The organism is Streptomyces sp. NPDC104367 (genome assembly GCF_055583825.1).
In genome coordinates this window covers 220,357-237,929 of the sequence record NZ_JBVJND010000013.1, presented here as the reverse complement: position 1 = coordinate 237,929, position 17,573 = coordinate 220,357, and the positions used below count along the sequence as shown (strand labels likewise).

The 17,573-nt window shown below is 72.5% G+C and carries 15 protein-coding genes; 14 read left to right on the top strand and 1 reads right to left on the bottom strand.

From position 1 onward, the window contains the following. The first annotated feature begins 60 nt into the window (after positions 1-60). From ACZ619_RS21550 to ACZ619_RS21520, 7 genes are read left to right on the top strand one after another with little or no spacing between them, the layout of a single operon-like run. Positions 61-192, top strand: a complete 132-nt coding sequence (locus ACZ619_RS21550) for a hypothetical protein (protein WP_469601170.1) — start codon at positions 61-63, stop codon at positions 190-192. Continuing rightward, positions 189-278 (top strand): K(+)-transporting ATPase subunit F, encoded by a 90-nt coding sequence (kdpF, locus tag ACZ619_RS21545; RefSeq protein WP_016434100.1) that lies wholly within the window; start codon positions 189-191, stop codon positions 276-278. The genes ACZ619_RS21550 and kdpF overlap by 4 nt, the downstream gene beginning before the upstream one ends. A gap of 8 nt (positions 279-286) precedes the next feature. Further along, the gene (kdpA, locus tag ACZ619_RS21540) at positions 287-1,951 is read left to right on the top strand and encodes a potassium-transporting ATPase subunit KdpA (RefSeq protein ID WP_469601168.1); all 1,665 of its coding nucleotides are present in this window, start codon (positions 287-289) and stop codon (positions 1,949-1,951) included. Next, positions 1,948-4,074: a potassium-transporting ATPase subunit KdpB gene (gene kdpB, locus ACZ619_RS21535; RefSeq protein ID WP_469601166.1), complete on the top strand. Its 2,127-nt coding sequence runs from the start codon at positions 1,948-1,950 to the stop codon at positions 4,072-4,074. Before kdpA ends, kdpB begins: the two co-directional genes overlap by 4 nt. Positions 4,075-4,079: 5 nt before the next feature. Next, positions 4,080-4,712, top strand: a complete 633-nt coding sequence (locus ACZ619_RS21530) for a potassium-transporting ATPase subunit C (protein ID WP_469601164.1) — start codon at positions 4,080-4,082, stop codon at positions 4,710-4,712. A 55-nt stretch (positions 4,713-4,767) separates the two neighbouring features. Continuing rightward, on the top strand, positions 4,768-5,451 hold the full coding sequence (locus tag ACZ619_RS21525) for a response regulator (protein WP_469601161.1): 684 nt from the start codon (positions 4,768-4,770) through the stop codon (positions 5,449-5,451). Position 5,452: 1 nt separating this feature from the next. Further along, entirely contained in the window at positions 5,453-8,002 is a 2,550-nt protein-coding gene (locus tag ACZ619_RS21520) for a sensor histidine kinase (RefSeq protein WP_469601158.1), read from the top strand. A 25-nt stretch (positions 8,003-8,027) separates the two neighbouring features. On the opposite strand, the gene ACZ619_RS21515 is transcribed toward ACZ619_RS21520, so the two are convergent. Then, positions 8,028-8,579, bottom strand: a complete 552-nt coding sequence (locus ACZ619_RS21515; RefSeq protein ID WP_469601156.1) for a universal stress protein — start codon at positions 8,577-8,579, stop codon at positions 8,028-8,030. A gap of 303 nt (positions 8,580-8,882) precedes the next feature. Between ACZ619_RS21515 and ACZ619_RS21510 the strand changes: the two genes are divergently transcribed. From ACZ619_RS21510 to ACZ619_RS21480, 7 genes are all read left to right on the top strand, one after another. Next, positions 8,883-9,212 carry an SAV_915 family protein gene (locus ACZ619_RS21510; RefSeq protein WP_469601155.1) on the top strand — a complete coding sequence of 110 codons (330 nt, stop codon included), beginning with the start codon at positions 8,883-8,885 and terminating at the stop codon, positions 9,210-9,212. 56 nt (positions 9,213-9,268) lie between these two features. Continuing rightward, positions 9,269-10,603 (top strand): diaminopimelate decarboxylase, encoded by a 1,335-nt coding sequence (lysA, locus tag ACZ619_RS21505; protein ID WP_469601152.1) that lies wholly within the window; start codon positions 9,269-9,271, stop codon positions 10,601-10,603. A 150-nt stretch (positions 10,604-10,753) separates the two neighbouring features. Then, positions 10,754-12,571, top strand: coding sequence for an APC family permease (locus ACZ619_RS21500; protein WP_469601149.1), 1,818 nt, complete (start codon positions 10,754-10,756; stop codon positions 12,569-12,571). 103 nt (positions 12,572-12,674) lie between these two features. Then, on the top strand, positions 12,675-14,207 hold the full coding sequence (locus tag ACZ619_RS21495) for a glycoside hydrolase family 43 protein (RefSeq protein ID WP_469601147.1): 1,533 nt from the start codon (positions 12,675-12,677) through the stop codon (positions 14,205-14,207). A gap of 226 nt (positions 14,208-14,433) precedes the next feature. After that, positions 14,434-15,726 carry an extracellular solute-binding protein gene (locus ACZ619_RS21490; RefSeq protein ID WP_469601145.1) on the top strand — a complete coding sequence of 431 codons (1,293 nt, stop codon included), beginning with the start codon at positions 14,434-14,436 and terminating at the stop codon, positions 15,724-15,726. 8 nt (positions 15,727-15,734) lie between these two features. Further along, a complete protein-coding gene (locus ACZ619_RS21485) occupies positions 15,735-16,730 on the top strand; it encodes a carbohydrate ABC transporter permease (RefSeq protein ID WP_469601143.1) in 996 nt (331 codons plus the stop codon). Beyond that, entirely contained in the window at positions 16,727-17,557 is an 831-nt protein-coding gene (locus ACZ619_RS21480; protein ID WP_469601141.1) for a carbohydrate ABC transporter permease, read from the top strand. The genes ACZ619_RS21485 and ACZ619_RS21480 overlap by 4 nt, the downstream gene beginning before the upstream one ends. Positions 17,558-17,573 lie beyond the last annotated feature (16 nt).

Genomic DNA, 17,573 nt, shown 5'->3' with positions numbered 1-17,573 from the left:
GCGGTGCGGGCGGCCGTAAGGGAGCCGTCAACGGCGGTCGAATCCGGTCACGGGCGCGGTTTGCTCTCACTGTCCACGTCCGATCCGAACCTCATCCAGGAGTTCACGATGGCCGATCTGGCCTTCGTCGTCACCGTCCTCGCGGGTTTCGCGCTGGTGGCTCTCGTCGCCAAGGGGGTGACGAAGCTGTGACCGCCGAGAACATCGTCGGCCTCGTGGTGGCCGTCGCCCTGCTGGGCTATCTCGTCCTCGCCCTGATCTTCCCGGAGAGGTTCTGAGCCACGTCATGGGTCCCGTAACCGCCGCCGTGCTCCAGCTCGCCGCGCTCATGGGCGCGCTGGCGCTCTGCTACGTCCCCTTCGGCACCTACATGGCCGGGGTCTACTCCTCCGACCGGCACTGGCGTGTCGAGAAGTGGATCTACAAGGGCATCGGCGCGAACCCCGACACCGAGATGCGCTGGCCCGCCTATCTCCGCGGTGTCCTCGCCTTCTCGCTCGTCGGTGTCCTCCTCCTCTACCTGCTCCAGCGGCTCCAGGGCGTCCTGCCCGGCTCGCTCGGCTTCTCCTCGGTCGGCCCGGCGCAGTCGTTCAACACGGCCGTCTCCTTCGTCACCAACACCAACTGGCAGTCGTACTACGGCGAGCAGACCATGGGTCACGTCGTGCAGACCGCCGGTCTGGCCGTGCAGAACTTCGTCTCGGCCGCCGTCGGCATCGCCGTCGCCGTGGCCCTCGTCCGGGGGTTCGCCCGCTCGCGCACCGGCGAGATCGGCAACTTCTGGTCCGACCTGGTGCGCGGTGTCGTGCGCGTCCTGGTGCCGGTCGCCACCGTCGCCGCGGTGGTCCTGGTCGCCTGCGGTGCCCTCCAGAACTTCTCCGGCATCCACGAGGTCGGGCAGTTCATGGGCGGCTCGCAGCAGTGGAACGGCGGAGCCGTCGCCTCCCAGGAGGCCATCAAGGAACTCGGCACCAACGGCGGCGGCTACTTCAACGCCAACTCCGCCCACCCCTTCGAGAACCCGACGCCCTTCACCAACCTCTTCGAGGTCTTCCTCATCCTGCTGATCCCGTTCGCGCTGACCCGCACCTTCGGCGTGATGGTCGGCTCGGTCCGCCAGGGCTACGCGATCCTCGCCACCATGGCCACCATCTGGGTCGGCTTCACCGCGCTGATGATGTGGACCGAGTTCGCCCACCACGGCCCCGCGCTCCAGCTCGCGGGCGGCGCCATGGAGGGCAAGGAGGTCCGCTTCGGCGTCGGCGGCTCGTCGATCTTCGCCGTGGCGACCACCCTCACCTCGACCGGCGCGGTGGACTCCTTCCACTCCTCCTTCACCGGGCTCGGCGGCGGCATCACGATGCTCGGCATGATGCTGGGCGAGATCGCGCCCGGCGGCACCGGCTCCGGCCTCTACGGCATCCTGGTCATGGCGGTCATCGCGGTGTTCATCGCCGGTCTGATGGTCGGCCGCACACCCGAGTACCTGGGCAAGAAGATCGGCTCCCGCGAGATCAAGCTGTCGGCGATCTACATCCTGGTCACCCCGGCGCTGGTGCTCGTCTTCGCGGCCCTCTCCATGGCCCTGCCGACCCCGCCGCACTCCATGCTCAACTCCGGCGCGCACGGCTTCTCCGAGGTGCTGTACGCCTTCACCTCGGCGGCCAACAACAACGGCTCGGCCTTCGCCGGCCTGAACGCGAACACCGACTGGTTCAACACCATGACCGGGCTCGCGATGCTGTTCGGCCGCTTCCTGCCCATGGTGTTCGTGCTGGCGCTGGCCGGCTCGCTCGCCGAGCAGCGGCCGGTCCCGGCCACCGCCGGCACCCTGCGCACCGAGAAGCCGCTCTTCACCGGCCTGCTGGTCGGCGCGATCCTCATCGTCACCGGTCTGACCTACTTCCCGGCCCTGGCGCTGGGGCCGCTGGCCGAGGGGCTCGCGTCATGACCGCCCGAACGGAAGCCCACGAGGACACCATGTCCACTCCCACCCTCGCGCCCCACCAGGACGCACCCACCGGGCACAAGCCGGCCGAGAGCCGTGTCGGCGCGGGCCTGTTCGACCCCGGGCAGCTGATCAGGTCGCTCCCCGAGGCCTGCCGCAAGCTCGACCCCCGGGTGATGGTCAAGTCGCCCGTGATGTTCGTGGTGTGGATCGGGTCCCTCCTGACCACCGTCTTCTCCTTCAGGGACCCCGGCGACTGGTTCGGCTGGACCATCAGCGCCTGGCTCTGGCTGACCGTGGTCTTCGCCAACCTCGCGGAGGCCGTCGCCGAGGGCCGCGGCAAGGCCCAGGCCGACACCCTGCGCAAGGCCAAGACCGACACCGTGGCCCGCCGGCTGACCGGCGGCACCGAGGAGCGGGTGCCCGGCACCGGGCTGAGGATCGGTGACCTGGTGGTCTGCGAGGCCGGCGACGTCATACCCGGCGACGGCGACGTCGTCGAGGGCGTCGCCTCCGTGGACGAGTCGGCGATCACCGGCGAGTCGGCCCCGGTCATCCGCGAGTCCGGCGGCGACCGCTGCGCCGTCACGGGCGGTACGAAGGTGCTGTCCGACCGGATCGTCATCAAGATCACGACGAAGCCGGGCGAGACCTTCATCGACCGCATGATCAGCCTCGTCGAGGGCGCGGCCCGGCAGAAGACGCCGAACGAGATCGCCCTGAACATCCTCCTGGCGTCCCTGACGATCGTCTTCCTGCTGGCCGTCGCCACGCTGCCGCCGTTCGCCGACCACGCGGGCACCCACCTCTCGATGATCGTGTTGGTCGCCCTGCTGGTCTGCCTGATCCCGACCACCATCGGCGCGCTGCTCTCCGCGATCGGCATCGCGGGCATGGACCGGCTGGTCCAGCGCAACGTGCTCGCCATGTCCGGCCGCGCCGTCGAGGCCGCCGGCGACGTCTCCACCCTGCTGCTCGACAAGACCGGCACCATCACCCTCGGTAACCGCCGGGCCGCCGAGTTCGTGCCGGTGGGCGGGACCACCGAGGCCGAGGTCGCCGACGCGGCCCAGCTGTCCTCGCTGGCCGACGAGACCCCCGAGGGCCGCTCCGTCGTCGTCCTCGCGAAGGAGCGGTACGGGCTGCGGGAGCGGCACCGGGGAGAGCTGGCCGGCGCGGAGTGGATCGCCTTCACCGCCCAGACCCGGATGTCGGGTGTGGACGTCGACGGCCGCAAGGTCCGCAAGGGCGCCGCCGCTTCGGTGACCGCCTGGGTGCGCGAGCGGGGCGGCCACGTCGCCGAGGACGCGGACACCCTCGCGGCGGCCGTCTCGCAGTCCGGCGGGACCCCGCTGCTCGTCGCGGTCGAGGACGCCGGGGGCGCCCGGGTCCTGGGCGTCGTCCACCTCAAGGACGTCGTCAAGGACGGCATGCGGGAGCGGTTCGAGGAACTGCGCCGGATGGGCATCAGGACCGTCATGATCACGGGCGACAACCCGCTGACCGCCAGGGCGATCGCCGAGGAGGCGGGCGTCGACGACTTCCTCGCCGAGGCCACCCCCGAGGACAAGATGGCCCTCATCAAGCGGGAGCAGGCCGGCGGCAAGCTGGTCGCGATGACCGGTGACGGCACCAACGACGCGCCGGCCCTCGCCCAGGCGGACGTCGGCGTGGCCATGAACACGGGCACGTCGGCCGCCAAGGAGGCCGGCAACATGGTCGACCTCGACTCCAACCCGACCAAGCTCATCGAGATCGTCGAGATCGGCAAGCAACTGCTCATCACCCGCGGTGCGTTGACGACGTTCTCGATCGCCAACGACGTCGCCAAGTACTTCGCGATCATCCCGGCCATGTTCGCCGTGGTCTACCCGGGCCTGGACAAGCTCAACATCATGGGCCTGTCCTCGCCGAGCTCCGCGATCCTGTCCGCGGTCGTCTTCAACGCGCTCGTCATCATCGCGCTGGTCCCGCTCTCCCTCAGGGGCGTCCAGTACCGGCCGGTGAGCGCCGACCGGATGCTCCGCCGCAACCTCGGGATCTACGGCCTCGGCGGGCTGATCGCCCCCTTCATCGGCATCAAGATCATCGACCTGCTCATCTCCCTCATCCCCGGAATCGGCTGACGACCATGAACAACTCCGTAACGAACACCGCCCGGTTGCTGGGCGCGGGACTGCGCGCGCTGCTCGTGCTGACCCTGGTGACCGGTGTCGTCTATCCCCTGGTCGTCACCGGCATCGCCCAGGCCGCGTTCCACAGCCAGGCGAACGGCTCCGAGACCAGGGCGGACGGCAAGGTCGTCGGCTCGTCGCTGATCGGCCAGCAGGGCTACAGCCTCGACTACTTCCAGCCGCGTCCGGCGAACGGCCTCGGCACCAACTCCGTCAACACCCGGTACAAGCTGATCCTCTCGGGCGCGACCAACCTCTCCGCCGACAGCAGGAAGCTCGTCGCGTCGGTCGAGGAGGCCCGCGCCAAGGTCGTCGAGGACAACTCCACCGCCGACTACCGGGTCCTGCCGTCCCAGGTGCCCGCCGACGCCGTCACCTCCTCCGGCTCCGGCCTGGACCCGGACATCTCCCCGACGTACGCGCGGCTCCAGGCGCACCGGGTGGCCGAACGCAACCACCTGCCGGTCGCCACGGTCGAGAAGCTGGTCGAGGACCACACCGACGGCCGCACCCTCGGCTTCGTCGGCGAGCCCCGGGTGAACGTCCTGGAGCTCAACATCGCGCTCAGGGACCTCGTGGCGAAGCACTGACGGGACGACGCGACACGGGCGGGAGCCGGTGGACGGACAGGAAGGGCACACCCCCATGACCCGGGTGCTCGTGGTGGAGGACGACCCGCAGCTGGTGCGGGCCCTGGTCATCAACCTCCAGGCGCGTCACTACCGCGTGGACGCCGCCCCGGACGGTGCCACGGCACTGCGGCTCGCGGCCGCCCGCCGGCCGGACGTGGTGATGCTGGACCTCGGACTGCCCGACATGGACGGGGCCGACGTCATCAGGGCGCTGCGCGGCTCGACCCGCGTACCGATCCTGGTGCTGTCGGCCCGTCAGGCCGCCGAGGAGAAGGTCGCCGCCCTGGACGCGGGCGCGGACGACTACGTCACCAAGCCGTTCAGCATGGACGAACTCCTCGCCCGGCTGCGAGCGGCGGTCCGCCGCACCGGGGACGCGCCGCCCGCCCCCGGGACCACCCGGGTGGAGACGGCGGACTTCGCCCTCGACCTGCCGGCCAAGAAGGCCGTCCGCGCCGGCCGCGACATCCGCCTCACCCCCACCGAGTGGCACCTGCTGGAGATCCTGGTCGGCAACCCGGGCCGGCTCGTCACCCAGCAGCACCTGCTGCGCGAGGTCTGGGGCGCGGGCCGGAGCGACAAGACCAACTACCTGCGGGTCTACATGGCCCAGCTCCGCCGCAAGCTGGAGGCGGACCCCTCGCACCCCCGCCACCTGATCACCGAGCCCGGCATGGGCTACCGCTTCGAAGGATGACATGGCACGCGGCAGGCTCCGGATCTACCTCGGCGCGGCACCCGGCGTGGGCAAGACCTGCGCGATGCTCGCCGAGGCCCACCGCAGGACCGAACGCGGCACCGACTGCGCCGTCGCCTTCGTGGAGCACCACGGCCGGCCGCGCACCGAGGTGATGCTGCACGGCCTGGAGCAGATCCCGCGCCGCGAACTGGGCTACCGGGGCACGGTGTTCACCGAGATGGACGTGGACGCCGTCCTCGCGCGCCGCCCCCGGGTCGCCCTCGTCGACGAACTTCCGCACACCAACGTCCCCGGCTCCCGCAACGCCAAGCGGTGGCAGGACGTGGAGGAGCTGCTGGCGGCCGGGATCGACGTCGTCTCGACCGTCAACATCCAGCACCTGGAGTCCCTCGGCGACGTGGTCGAGTCCATCACGGGGGTGCGCCAGCGCGAGACGGTGCCCGACGAGGTGGTCCGGCGCGCGGACCAGATCGAACTGGTCGACATGTCGCCCCAGGCGCTGCGACGGCGCATGGCCCACGGCAACATCTACCAGCCGGACAAGGTCGACGCGGCCCTGTCCAACTACTTCCGCCCCGGCAACCTCACCGCCCTGCGCGAACTCGCCCTGCTCTGGGTCGCCGACCGGGTCGACGAGTACCTGAACGAGTACCGCAGCGAGCACCGGGTCTCGGCGATCTGGGGCTCACGGGAGCGGATCGTGGTCGGCCTCACCGGCGGCCCCGAGGGACGGACACTGATCCGGCGGGCCACGCGGCTCGCCGAGAAGGGCGCCGGCGGCGAGGTGCTCGCCGTCTACATCTCCCGCAGCGACGGCCTGACCTCGGCCTCCCCCAAGGAACTCGCCGTCCAGCGCACCCTGGTCGAGGACCTCGGCGGCACCTTCCACCACGTCGTCGGCGAGGACATACCGGCCGCGCTCCTCGACTTCGCGCGCGGCGTCAACGCCACCCAGATAGTCCTCGGCGCCTCCCGGCGCCGTCCACGCCAGTACCTCCTGGGACCCGGGGTCGGCGCCACCGTCGCCCGGGACTCCGGACCCGACCTCGACGTCCACCTCGTCACCCACGCCGAGGCCGGCAAGGGACGGCTGCCGGCGGGCCGTTCGGCACGGCTCGGCCGGTCCCGGATCATCTGGGGCTGGCTGACCGGCCTGCTCGGGCCCGCCCTGCTCACCTGGCTGCTCGCCGCCGCCGCACCCGAGGTGGGCCTGGCCAACGACATGCTGCTCTTCCTGGCCCTGACGGTCGCCGCGGCCCTGCTCGGCGGCCTGCTCCCGGCCCTCAGCTCGGCGGTCGCCGGCTCCCTGCTGCTCAACTGGTACTTCACCCCGCCCGTCCACACCCTCACGATCGCCGACCCCGACAACATCGTCGCCATGGCGATCTTCGTCGGGGTCGCGGTGTCGGTGGCCTCGGTCGTGGACCTGGCCGCCCGGCGCACCCAGCAGGCGACCCGGCTGCGCGCCGAGTCCGAGATCCTCTCCTTCCTCGCGGGCAGCGTGCTGCGCGGCGAGACCAGCCTGGAGGCGCTCCTGGACCGGGTCCGGGAGACCTTCGGCATGGCGTCGGTGGCGCTGCTGGAGCGGGCGGACGACGTGGCGCCGTGGACCAGGGCCGGCGGCGTCGGACCGCGGCCGTGCCGGTCGCCGGAGGACGCCGACGTCGACATGCCGGTCGGCGACCACATGACCCTCGCCCTGTCCGGACGGGTGCTGCCCGCCTCCGACCGCCGGGTGCTCGCCGCGTTCGCCGCCCAGGCGGCCGTCGTCCTCGACCGGCAGCGGCTGCGCCAGGAGGCCGACCGGGCCGAGGAACTGGCGGAGGGCAACCGCATCCGCACCGCCCTGCTGGCCGCCGTCAGCCACGACCTGCGCACCCCGCTCGCCGGCATCAAGGCCTCGGTGTCGTCGCTGCGTTCGGACGACGTCGAGTGGTCCGAGCGGGACCGGGCCGAACTCCTGGAGGCGATCGAGGCGGGCGCCGACCGGCTCGACCACCTCGTCGGCAACCTCCTCGACATGTCCCGCCTCCAGACCGGCACCGTCTCGCCCCTCGTCCGCGAGGCCGACCTGGACGAGGTGGTGCCGATGGCGCTCGGCGGGGTCCCCGAGGACAGCGTCGAACTGGACATCCCGGAGACACTGCCCATGGTCGACGTCGACAAGGGGCTGCTGGAGCGGGTCGTCGCCAACGTGGTCGAGAACGCCGTCAAGTACAGCCCCGAGGACACCCCCGTCCTGGTGAAGGCCAGCGCGATGGCCGACCGGGTGGAGGTGCGGGTCGTGGACCGCGGACCCGGCGTCCCGGACGACGCCAAGGAGCACATCTTCGAACCCTTCCAGCGCCACGGCGACGCACCGCGCGGCGCCGGGGTCGGCCTGGGCCTGGCCGTGGCCCGGGGCTTCGCCGAGGCCATGGGCGGCGCGCTCGCCGCCGAGGACACCCCGGGCGGCGGCCTCACCATGGTGCTGAGCCTGCCGCCGGCCCGGGGACGCCGGCCGGGGCGGCCGGATCCGCCGGACCTGCCGGCCGCGGTGACGTCGTAGCCGTCCCGCCCCGGCGGGCGCCGTCTCAGCAGGGCAACCGCCGTACGCTCAGCGGCAGATGCCAGACGTTGCGGCGATGGACCGAGGCCAGCGCCTCCTCCAGCGGCGACGGCGGCACCGCGAGGACCGGGCAGTGCGCGTGGGCCACGCAGTAGCGGGCCACCCGGCCCGAGAAGGCCCGGTGCCAGCCGCGCCGGCCCGCGCCGACGACCAGCAGGTCGTCCTCGCGGTCGGCCGTCCCCACCAGGGCCGGCCCCGGCACGGCGCGTACGACGAGACCGTGCAGCGGGACGCCGGGTGCCGCGGCCCCCGGACCCGGCTCGCCGAAGACCCCGTCGAGCACGCCCAGCAGCCGCTGCCGGGCCGTGCGCCGCCACTCCTCGGCCAGCGGTGCCGGGACCGGCGAACGGCGCGCCGCCGACTCACCGCCCGGCGGCTCCCAGGCCAGCACCGGCCACAGCTCGGCACCTCGCCGCCGGGCCTCCGCGGCCGCCAGGCACAGCGCGGTGACACTGCCCGGCGAACCGCTCACACCGACGACCACCCGACCGCACGCACCCGCGTCGTGACCGGACATGTATCCACCGTACTTCCGCGTCGGCCACCGGGCGTCTCCCGGCGGCGGACCGTCTCCATCACACTCCCGGCACCCGGCCGCGGGCCACCCCCGCAACCGCTTCCTGACACGTCCCTGGCACCCGCGGACGGCGCCGGCACCACCGCCGTCAGCGTCCCGTCAACGTCGGCGCGATCACCGTCAGCGTCCCGTCATGAGCGGTCCGGGGACCGCCCCGGGCGGGCATAGCGTCCTCGGTGAGCCCCGGCCGGCCTCCCCGCCCGCCGGGGCGCTCCAGCTCCTTCCCGTGCCAGGAGGCACCCCATGCCAGAACTCGTGTGCGACGACGATCCGGAGCCCTGCGAACGCTCCCCGGCCGGACCGCTGTTCGTACCGGTCCGGCCGGGACCCGCGGGCTGCGCGGCCCGGCTCTTCCGCACGCCCCGGGGCGAGCGCACCGCCGTCGGCTTCACCTCGCCCGGCAGGCTCACCGCCGCCCTCGGCACCGACCAGGCCTGGATCCGGCTCGCCGAACCCGCGCTGCGCGCCCTGGCCGCACCGCTCGGCGTCACCGCCGTCACCGTCGACCCGCAGCTGTCGGCGCGCGCGCCGGCGGCCGTCGCACCGGCCGCCGCGCCGCTGCGGATCGCCTGAGCCGGCCGGGACCGGATCGTATGTACCGCACGAACCGTCCGAGAGGGGCGCGCCCGATGACCACCCTGCACGAACCCGTCCTCACCACCACACCCGCGGACCTGTCGGTGTGGCCCGCCTCCGCCACCGAGCCCCGGCCCGGCGACCCGGCGGTGGGCGGCGTCCCGCTCGCCGAGATCGCCGACCGCTTCGGCACCCCCGTCTACGTCCTCGACGAGCACGAGGTCCGCGAGCGCTGCCGCACCTACCGGGACGCCTTCCCGGACGCCGAAGTCCTCTACGCCGCCAAGGCGTTCCTGTGCCGGGCCATGGTCCGCTGGACCGAGGAGGAAGGGCTCGGACTGGACGTCTGCTCGGCCGGTGAGCTGGAACTCGCGGTCACCGCCGGGTTCCCGGCCGAGCGGATCGTGCTGCACGGCAACGCGAAGTCGCCGCGCGACCTGGAGACCGCGCTGCGGCTCGGCGTCGGCCGGATCGTCATCGACAGCCCCTCGGAGATCGCCCGGCTGGCCGCCGCCGTCGGCCCCGGCGGCCACCAGAAGGTCATGGTCCGGGTGGTGCCCGGGATCAGCGCGGGCGGCCACGAGAAGATCCGCACCGGCACCGACGACCAGAAGTTCGGCCTCTCCATCGCCGACGGCCACGCCCAGCACGCCGTCGCCCGGACACTCTCCCAGCCGCAGCTCGAACTGACCGGCCTGCACTGCCATCTGGGCTCCCAGATCACCAGCGTGAAGCCGTATCTCACCGCGGTGCGCCGGGTGGTGGGGCTGATGGCCCGGCTGCACGGGCAGCACGGACTGGTGCTGCCCGAACTGGACCTCGGCGGCGGCCACGGCATCGCCTACCGGCCCGGCGAGCCGTCCCTCGACCTCACCGCCCTGGCCCGCCGGGTGCGGGCCGAACTCTCCGACGCGTGCGCGGTGGCGGGACTGCCGGTGCCCCGGCTGCTCATCGAGCCCGGGCGGGCGATCGTCGGGCCGGCGGGCATCGCCGTCTACCACGTCCTCGCCGTCAAGCGGACCGGCGAGCGGGTCTTCGTCGCCGTCGACGGAGGCATGAGCGACAACCCGAGGCCCGCGCTGTACGGCGTCCGGTACGCGCCCCGGCTCGTCGGCCGCGCGAGCACGGCGCCGACGGCGGCGGTGACCGTCGTCGGCCGGCACTGCGAGGCGGGGGACGTGCTGGCCGCGGACGTGCCGCTGCCGGACGACGTACGCCCCGGCGACCTGCTCGCGGTGCCGGTCGCGGGGGCCTACCAGCTGTCGATGGCGTCCGGCTACAACATGGTCGGGCGGCCGCCGGTGGTCGCGGTCCGGGACGGACGCGCGCGGCTGCTGGTACGCCGCGAGTCCCTCGACGACATACGGCGCCGCGACGTCGGCCTGTAGGCAGGTGGCGGTGGCGGTGGCGGTGGCTGTGGCGGTGCCGGGCCGGGCCGGGCCGGGCCGGGGGCTGTACGGCTGTACGCGGGCTGCGGGGGCCCGGCGGGGCCAGGACACTGAGGGCGACCTGTCCGTCCCGGTCGTGATGAGGTCCCGATGGCGTATGGCCTGGCACGTCGTGAGCTGAGACCGCGGGTTCCGCTGCGGCCCGGCGAGGGCGAGAAGCACCGGCTCACCAGCCTGGAAGGGCTCGCCGCGCTGTCGCTGGACGCGCTGAGCTCGGTGGCGTACGGCCCCGAGGCCATCGTGCTGGCCCTGGTGGTCGCCGGTACCGGCGCGCTCGCGGCGACCCTGCCCATCACCCTGGCGATCACCTTCCTGCTCGCGGTGCTCGTCGTGTCGTACGGGCAGGTGATCGCCGTTCACCCGGACGGCGGTGGCGCCTACGCGGTCGCGAAGGCGGACCTGGGCGCCACCGCGAGCCTGCTCGCCGCCGCCAGCCTGGTCGTCGACTACGTGCTGACCGTCGCCGTCAGTCTCGCCGCCGGTGCCGACGCGCTCGCCTCCGCCTTCCCCGCCCTCGCCCACGACAAGCTGCCGGTGTGCCTGGCCGGTCTGGCCCTGCTCACGGCCGTGAACCTGCGCGGCGTCACCGACAGCGCCCGGGTGCTGATGCTGCCGACCGTCCTGTTCGTCGTGGCGGTCCTCGGCGTGGTCCTGCTCGGCCTGGTGCGCGGGCAGCCGGTCGCCGTCGTCGGCACCGCGCAGCCCGTCCGCCAGGCCGAGGCCCTGAGCCTGCTGGTGATCCTGAAGGCGTTCTCGTCCGGCTGCTCGGCCCTGACCGGTGTGGAGGCCATCGCCAACGCCGTCCCGACCTTCCGGGACCCGAGCGTCAGGCGGGCCCAGCGGACCGAGCTGATGCTCGGCGCGCTGCTCGGCACCATGCTGGTCGGGCTGGCGGTCCTGATCCACCGCGACCACGTCGCCCCGCGCGGCGGGGTCACCGTCCTCGCCCAGCTCACCGCGGGCGCGTACGGGACGGGCTGGCCGTACTACGCCACCAACGTCGTCGTCGCCCTCGTCCTCGGCCTGGCCGCCAACACCAGCTTCGGCGGGCTGCCGGTGCTGATGAGCCTGCTCGCCCGCGACCACCGGCTGCCCCACCTCTTCGGCCTGCGCGCCGAACGCCCGGTCTACCGCTACGGCGTGCTCGCCCTCGCCCTGCTGGCCGCGCTGCTGCTGGCCGCGACCGACGCCGACACCCACCGGCTGCTCCCGCTCTTCGCCATCGGCGTCTTCATCGGCTTCACCCTCAGCCAGACCGGACTGGTCCGGCACTGGGCGACCGGACGGCCGCCCGGCTGGAGGCGCCGCGCCCTGGTCAACGGCACCGGCGCCCTGCTCACCACCCTGGCCGGGGTCATCCTGCTGTTCACCAAGTTCCTGGCGGGCGCCTGGGTGGTGGTGATCGCCGTACCGCTGATGATGCTGCTGTTCGCCCGCATCGAGCGCTACTACACCGCCGTCGGGGAGGAGCTGGGGCTGGGACGGATTCCGCAGCCGCCGCCCCGGCGCACCGCCAGTCTGGTGATCGTGCCGGTCGGCGAGGTCAGCAAGCTCGCCCGGCACGCCCTGGGCGCGGCCCTCGCCCTCGGCGACGAGGTGGTCGCGGTCGCGGTGCACGCGGACCCCGACCGGTCCCGCGCGCTGGCGCAGGCCTGGGAGCGGTGGAACCCCGGGGTCCGGCTCGACATCGTCGACAGCCCGCACCGGTCGTTGGTGCAGCCGATCGTCGAGTACGTCCAGCGGGCGGCGGCGGACGGCCGTCAGGTGGCCGTCCTCATCCCGGAGGTGGAGCCCCGGCACCGCCGTTACGAGATCCTCCAGAACCAGCGCGGCCTCCTCCTCGCGACCGTCCTGCGGGCCCGCACCGACGTCGTGGTGTGCCTGCTGCCCTACCGGCTGACGCTCTGAGAGCGCTTCTTGTCGGTCCCGGACCGCCCTTCTACAGTGCGCCCCGTAAGGTTCGCCGACCTCGCCGAAACTTTCGGCACGGCGGCCTCGGGAGGGCGCGCGCATGCGGACGTACGACAACCCGGTCATCCCCGGCTTCCATCCCGACCCGAGCGTGTGCCGGGTGGGGGACGACTACTACCTGGTCTGTTCCAGCTTCGAGTACTTCCCCGGCGTCCCGCTCCTGCACAGCAGGGACCTGGTGCACTGGCGGCAGATCGGCAACGTCCTCGACCGGCCCGGCCAGCTGGCGCTGCCCGCGGACACCCCGGCCTCCGGCGGGGTCTACGCGCCGACCATCCGGTACCACGACGGGCTCTTCCACGTCGTCACGACCGATGTGAGCGGCGGCGGCAACCTCCTCGTCACCGCCGAGCGCCCCGAGGGTCCCTGGTCGGACCCGGTCCGGATCGACCTGCCCGGCATCGACCCCGACCTCGCCTGGGACGAGAACGGCGACTGCTGGTGCGCCGTGGCGGGGGTCGCCGTCGCCCGGATCGACACCCGCAGCGGAAAGGTCCTGGAGGGGCCGCTGCCGATGTGGTCGGGGACCGGGCTGCGCGATCCCGAGGCGCCGCACCTGTATCGGGTGGGGGAGTGGTGGTACCTGCTGGTCGCCGAGGGCGGCACCGCGCTCGGGCACGGGGTGTCGGTGGCGCGCGCCCGCTCCCCGCGCGGCCCCTGGGAGCCGGCGCCGGACAACCCGCTGGTGTCCCACCGGGGCACCCGGGAGCCGGTCCAGTGCACCGGGCACGCCGACCTGGTGCGGGCGGCCGACGGCAGTTGGTGGGCGGTGCTGCTCGGAACCCGGCCGCGCGGCTGGTTCCCGGAGTTCCACGTCCTCGGCCGGGAGACCTTCCTGGCCCCGGTGGAATGGGTGGACGGCTGGCCGCGCATGGGACCGGTGCGTGAGCGCCACCGGGCGCCGGACGTCTGGCACCCGCTCGAACAGCCGCCCGTGCGCGACGACTTCACGGGCACGGTGCTCGCACCGCAGTGGATCTCCCCGCGCAGCCGCCCGGACGGCTCCTGGTCGCTGACCGAGCGGCCCGGGTGGCTGACGCTCACGGCCACCGGGGACAGCCTCGACCGCCCCGGCCACACCCTCCTCGGCCGCCGCCAGCAGCACCCCGACTGCCGTGCCGCCGCGCTGCTCGACCCCGGTACGGCACGCGCCGGCCTCTCGGTCCGCATCGACGAGGCGCACCACTACGACCTAGAGGTGGGCGCGGGAGTGGTGAGCGTGGTCGCGCGGATCGGGCCGCTGCGGCAGCGGATCGCCGAACACCCGGTGCCGGCGGGCCCGTTGACCCTCGTGATCGAGACGCGCACGGACCGGGTGCCACCGCCCGCGGCCACCGCCGCCACGGCCGCCGAGGGGCCGGAGGCCGACGGCCCGGCCGGGGTCCGTCCCGCCGGGCCCGACGCCGTGATCCTCTCGGTCGAAACACCCGCCGGCGCCGTCCGGCTGGCCGAACTGGACGGGCGCTATCTGTCCACGCAGGTGGCGGGCGGGTTCACCGGCCGGGTGATCGGCATGTACGTCACCGAGGGCCGCGCCGCCTTCGACTGGTTCGCGTACACGCCCATCAGCTGATGCGCGACACCTTGACGCTCCTGATCCGCCTTTCTAAAGTCGCCGTTCGGAACGTTCGGTGAAAATGCCGAATGTTTCGATCGACCGTTGGCTCGGATGATCAACGATGTGCGGCGAATCGCGCTCCCTGGGACGGGACGGCGGCCGTCGCGCCGTGTCCGAAAGATTCGAAGCACCCCAGCGAACCAGGACGGCGCCGGTCGTCCCGTACCCCGAGGAGCGCATCATGGGCGACCCCGCACTGTCCCGTCGCGGTTTCCTGGCGGCCACCGCGGCCGCCGGTCTGGGTATGACCGCACTCAGCGGCTGTGGCGGCGACTCCGACGGAGGGTCGTCGGGGATCACCACCATCGAGTGGTGGAACATCTCCACGACCAACCCGACGAAGGGCGTGTGGGCGGCCCTCGCCAAGAAGTTCGAGGCGCAGAACCCCAAGGTCAAGATAAAGATCACCCAGCTGGAGAACGACGCCTACAAGACGAAGATGACCGCGCTGACCGCCTCCGGGAAGCTCCCCGACATCTTCCACACCTGGGGCGGCGGCGTCCTTCGGCAGCAGGTCGACGCCGGGCTGGTCGAGGACCTCACCGACCCGACCAAGGCCTGGGCCGAAGGACTCCTCCCGGTCGCCAAGGAGCCGTACATCCTGGACGGCAAGACGTACGGCATCCCCTTCGACATCGGCATGGTCGGCTTCTGGTACAACAAGGCGCTCTTCAAGAAGGCGGGCGTCAGCGCACCGCCCACCACCTGGAGCGCCTTCCTCGACGCGGTGAAGAAGCTGAAGGCCGCCGGTGTCACCCCCCTCGCCCTGGCCGGCAAGGAGAGCTGGACCGGCATGTACTACTGGGCCTACCTCGCCATGCGCACCGCCGGGATCGACGCCCTCAAGAAGGCGAACGACGACAAGGACTTCACCGGCGCCGGGTTCGTCCAGGCCGGACAGCGCCTGAAGGACCTCGTCGCCCTGGAGCCGTTCCAGAAGGGCTTCCTGGGCGCCGCCTACTCCAGCCCCACCGGCCAGGCCGCCACCGTCGGCAACGGCAGGGCCGCCATGGAGCTGATGGGCCAGTGGGCGCCGGTCGTCGAGGCCGACGCAGGCAAGGGCGTCGGCGCCGACCTCGGCTTCTTCGCCTTCCCGGCCGTCGAGGGCGGCAAGGGCACCGTCACCGAGGTCTTCGGCGGCGGCGGCGGACACGCGCTGCGCGCCGGCGCCCCGCAGGCCGCCGTCGACTTCCTGAAGTTCTTCGCCTCCGAGGCCACGGACGCGGAACTGGTGAAGAAGACCGGCGTGCTGCCCGTCGTACCGGCCGCCGAGAGCGCGCTCACCGACGCCAACCTCAAGCTCGTGCAGACCCAGTTGAAGGCCGCCACCGGATTCCAGCTCTACCTCGACCAGGCGTACGCGCCCGCCGTCGGCCAGCAGGTCAACGACAGCGTGGCCGGGCTGATCGCCGGGTCCAAGTCGCCCGAGGACGTCGCCCAGGCGATCACCAAGACCGCGAAGGAAGAGCAGTAGGCCGCCCGATGACCTCGACCTACCTGCCCGGCACGCGGTCGGGAGCGGACGCCTCCCCGCAGCCGCTCCCGCCCTCGGGCCGGGCCCGCTCCCGGCGCCGCCTGCTGCACTGGCTCACCGCGATGGGCTTCCAGCTGCCCGCCCTGGTGCTGTTCGGCGTGCTCGTCCTGCTGCCGATCCTGTTCGCGCTGTACGCCTCCTTCTTCCGCTGGGGCGGCTTCGGCATGCCCTCCGACTACACCGGCACCGACAACTTCACCCGGCTCTTCCAGGACGACGTCTTCCTCGGCGACCTGTGGCGCTGCCTGCTGCTGGTCCTGCTGTCGCTGGCGCTGCAACTGCCGTTCGCGCTCGCCATGGCGGTCCTGCTCAACCAGCGGATCCGCGGCCGGGCCGTCTACCGGATGCTGTTCTTCGCGCCGTACGTGCTCTCCGAGGCGATCACCGGTGTGCTCTTCGGCATGCTCTTCGCCCCCGGCCAGGGGCTCGCCGACCACGTGCTGGGCGCCGTCGGGCTCGACGGCCTCGGCGGCGAGTGGTTCTCCGACCCCTCCACCGTCATGGCCACCCTCTTCCTGGTCATGACCTGGAAGTACTTCGGCTTCCACATGATGCTCTACCTGGCCGGGCTCCAGTCCATCCCGGCCGAGCTGACGGAGGCCGCGACCGTCGACGGCGCCTCGCCCTGGCAGCGCTTCCGCCATGTCACCCTGCCGCTGCTCGCGCCCACCCTGCGCATCAGCGTCTTCCTGTCGGTGATCGGCTCCATCCAGCTCTTCGACCTGGTGTGGGTGATCACCGCGGGCGGCCCCGACCACCACTCGGAGACCATGGCCGTGACCATGTTCCAGTACGGCTTCAAGCGCTACCAGGTCGGCTACGCCAGCGCGATCAGCGTCGCCATGTTCGCCGTCAGCCTCGTCTTCGCCCTCGCCTACCAGCGGTTCGTGCTCCGCCGCGACCTGGCCGGCGCCACCACCACCATGAGGGGAGACGGCGCATGAGCGACCGCAGGAGCGCGCGGACCCTGCCGACGCACCTGGTCCTCGTCCTGGTCGGCGCGGTGATGGCCGTACCCGTGCTGTACGCGGCGCTGTCCGGGTTCAAGTCCACCGACGAACTGTCCGCCAACCCGGTGGGGCTGCCCCGCTCCTGGGTCACCGCCAACTACACCGACATCCTCGGCTCCGGCTCCTTCTGGCGGCTGGTCGGCAACAGCACGCTGATCGCGGTGGCCACGACGGTGCTCGTGGTCGCCGTGTCGGCGCTGGCGGCCTTCTCCTTCGCCCGGTTCGCCTTCCGCGGGCGCGAAGTGCTCTTCACCGTGTTCACGATGGGGCTGATGTTCCCCTTCGCGGTGGCCGCGCTGCCGCTCTTCCTGCTGCTGCGCTCGATGGACCTGCTGGACAACCCGCTGGGCGTGATCCTGCCGCAGGCCGCGTTCGGGCTGCCGATGACCATCATGATCCTGCGCGGCTTCTTCCGGGAGATCCCGGGGGAGCTGGAGGAGGCGGCCACCCTCGACGGCTGCGGGCCGTTCGCGTTCTTCTGGCGGATCCTGCTGCCGATGGCCCGCCCGGCCCTCGGCACGGTCTCCGTGCTCGCGGTCGTCACCAGCTGGAACAACTTCTTCCTGCCGCTGCTGGTCTTCAACGAGTCCAAGTGGTGGACCATCCCCATCGGCGTGCAGCAGTTCCAGGGCCAGTACGCCACCGACTACGCCCGCGTCTTCGCGTATCTCGTCCTCGCCATGGTGCCCGCCCTGGCCTTCTACTCGGTCGCCGAACGCCAGCTGGTCGGCGGCCTCACCGCAGGCGCCACCAAGGGCTGATCCCCTACTGATCGGA

Excerpts from the sequence above, each read along its gene's own strand:
- ACZ619_RS21530 (WP_469601164.1), top strand. The coding sequence starts at position 4,080 with ATGAACAACTCCGTAACGAACACCGCCCGGTTGCTGGGCGCGGGACTG.
- ACZ619_RS21520 (WP_469601158.1), top strand. The coding sequence starts at position 5,453 with ATGGCACGCGGCAGGCTCCGGATCTACCTCGGCGCGGCACCCGGCGTG.
- ACZ619_RS21510 (WP_469601155.1), top strand. The coding sequence starts at position 8,883 with ATGCCAGAACTCGTGTGCGACGACGATCCGGAGCCCTGCGAACGCTCC.
- kdpB (WP_469601166.1), top strand. The coding sequence starts at position 1,948 with ATGACCGCCCGAACGGAAGCCCACGAGGACACCATGTCCACTCCCACC.
- kdpA (WP_469601168.1), top strand. The coding sequence starts at position 287 with ATGGGTCCCGTAACCGCCGCCGTGCTCCAGCTCGCCGCGCTCATGGGC.
- lysA (WP_469601152.1), top strand. The coding sequence starts at position 9,269 with ATGACCACCCTGCACGAACCCGTCCTCACCACCACACCCGCGGACCTG.
- ACZ619_RS21485 (WP_469601143.1), top strand. The coding sequence starts at position 15,735 with ATGACCTCGACCTACCTGCCCGGCACGCGGTCGGGAGCGGACGCCTCC.
- ACZ619_RS21490 (WP_469601145.1), top strand. The coding sequence starts at position 14,434 with ATGGGCGACCCCGCACTGTCCCGTCGCGGTTTCCTGGCGGCCACCGCG.
- ACZ619_RS21525 (WP_469601161.1), top strand. The coding sequence starts at position 4,768 with ATGACCCGGGTGCTCGTGGTGGAGGACGACCCGCAGCTGGTGCGGGCC.
- ACZ619_RS21495 (WP_469601147.1), top strand. The coding sequence starts at position 12,675 with ATGCGGACGTACGACAACCCGGTCATCCCCGGCTTCCATCCCGACCCG.
- ACZ619_RS21480 (WP_469601141.1), top strand. The coding sequence starts at position 16,727 with ATGAGCGACCGCAGGAGCGCGCGGACCCTGCCGACGCACCTGGTCCTC.
- ACZ619_RS21515 (WP_469601156.1), bottom strand. The coding sequence starts at position 8,579 with ATGTCCGGTCACGACGCGGGTGCGTGCGGTCGGGTGGTCGTCGGTGTG.
- ACZ619_RS21500 (WP_469601149.1), top strand. The coding sequence starts at position 10,754 with ATGGCGTATGGCCTGGCACGTCGTGAGCTGAGACCGCGGGTTCCGCTG.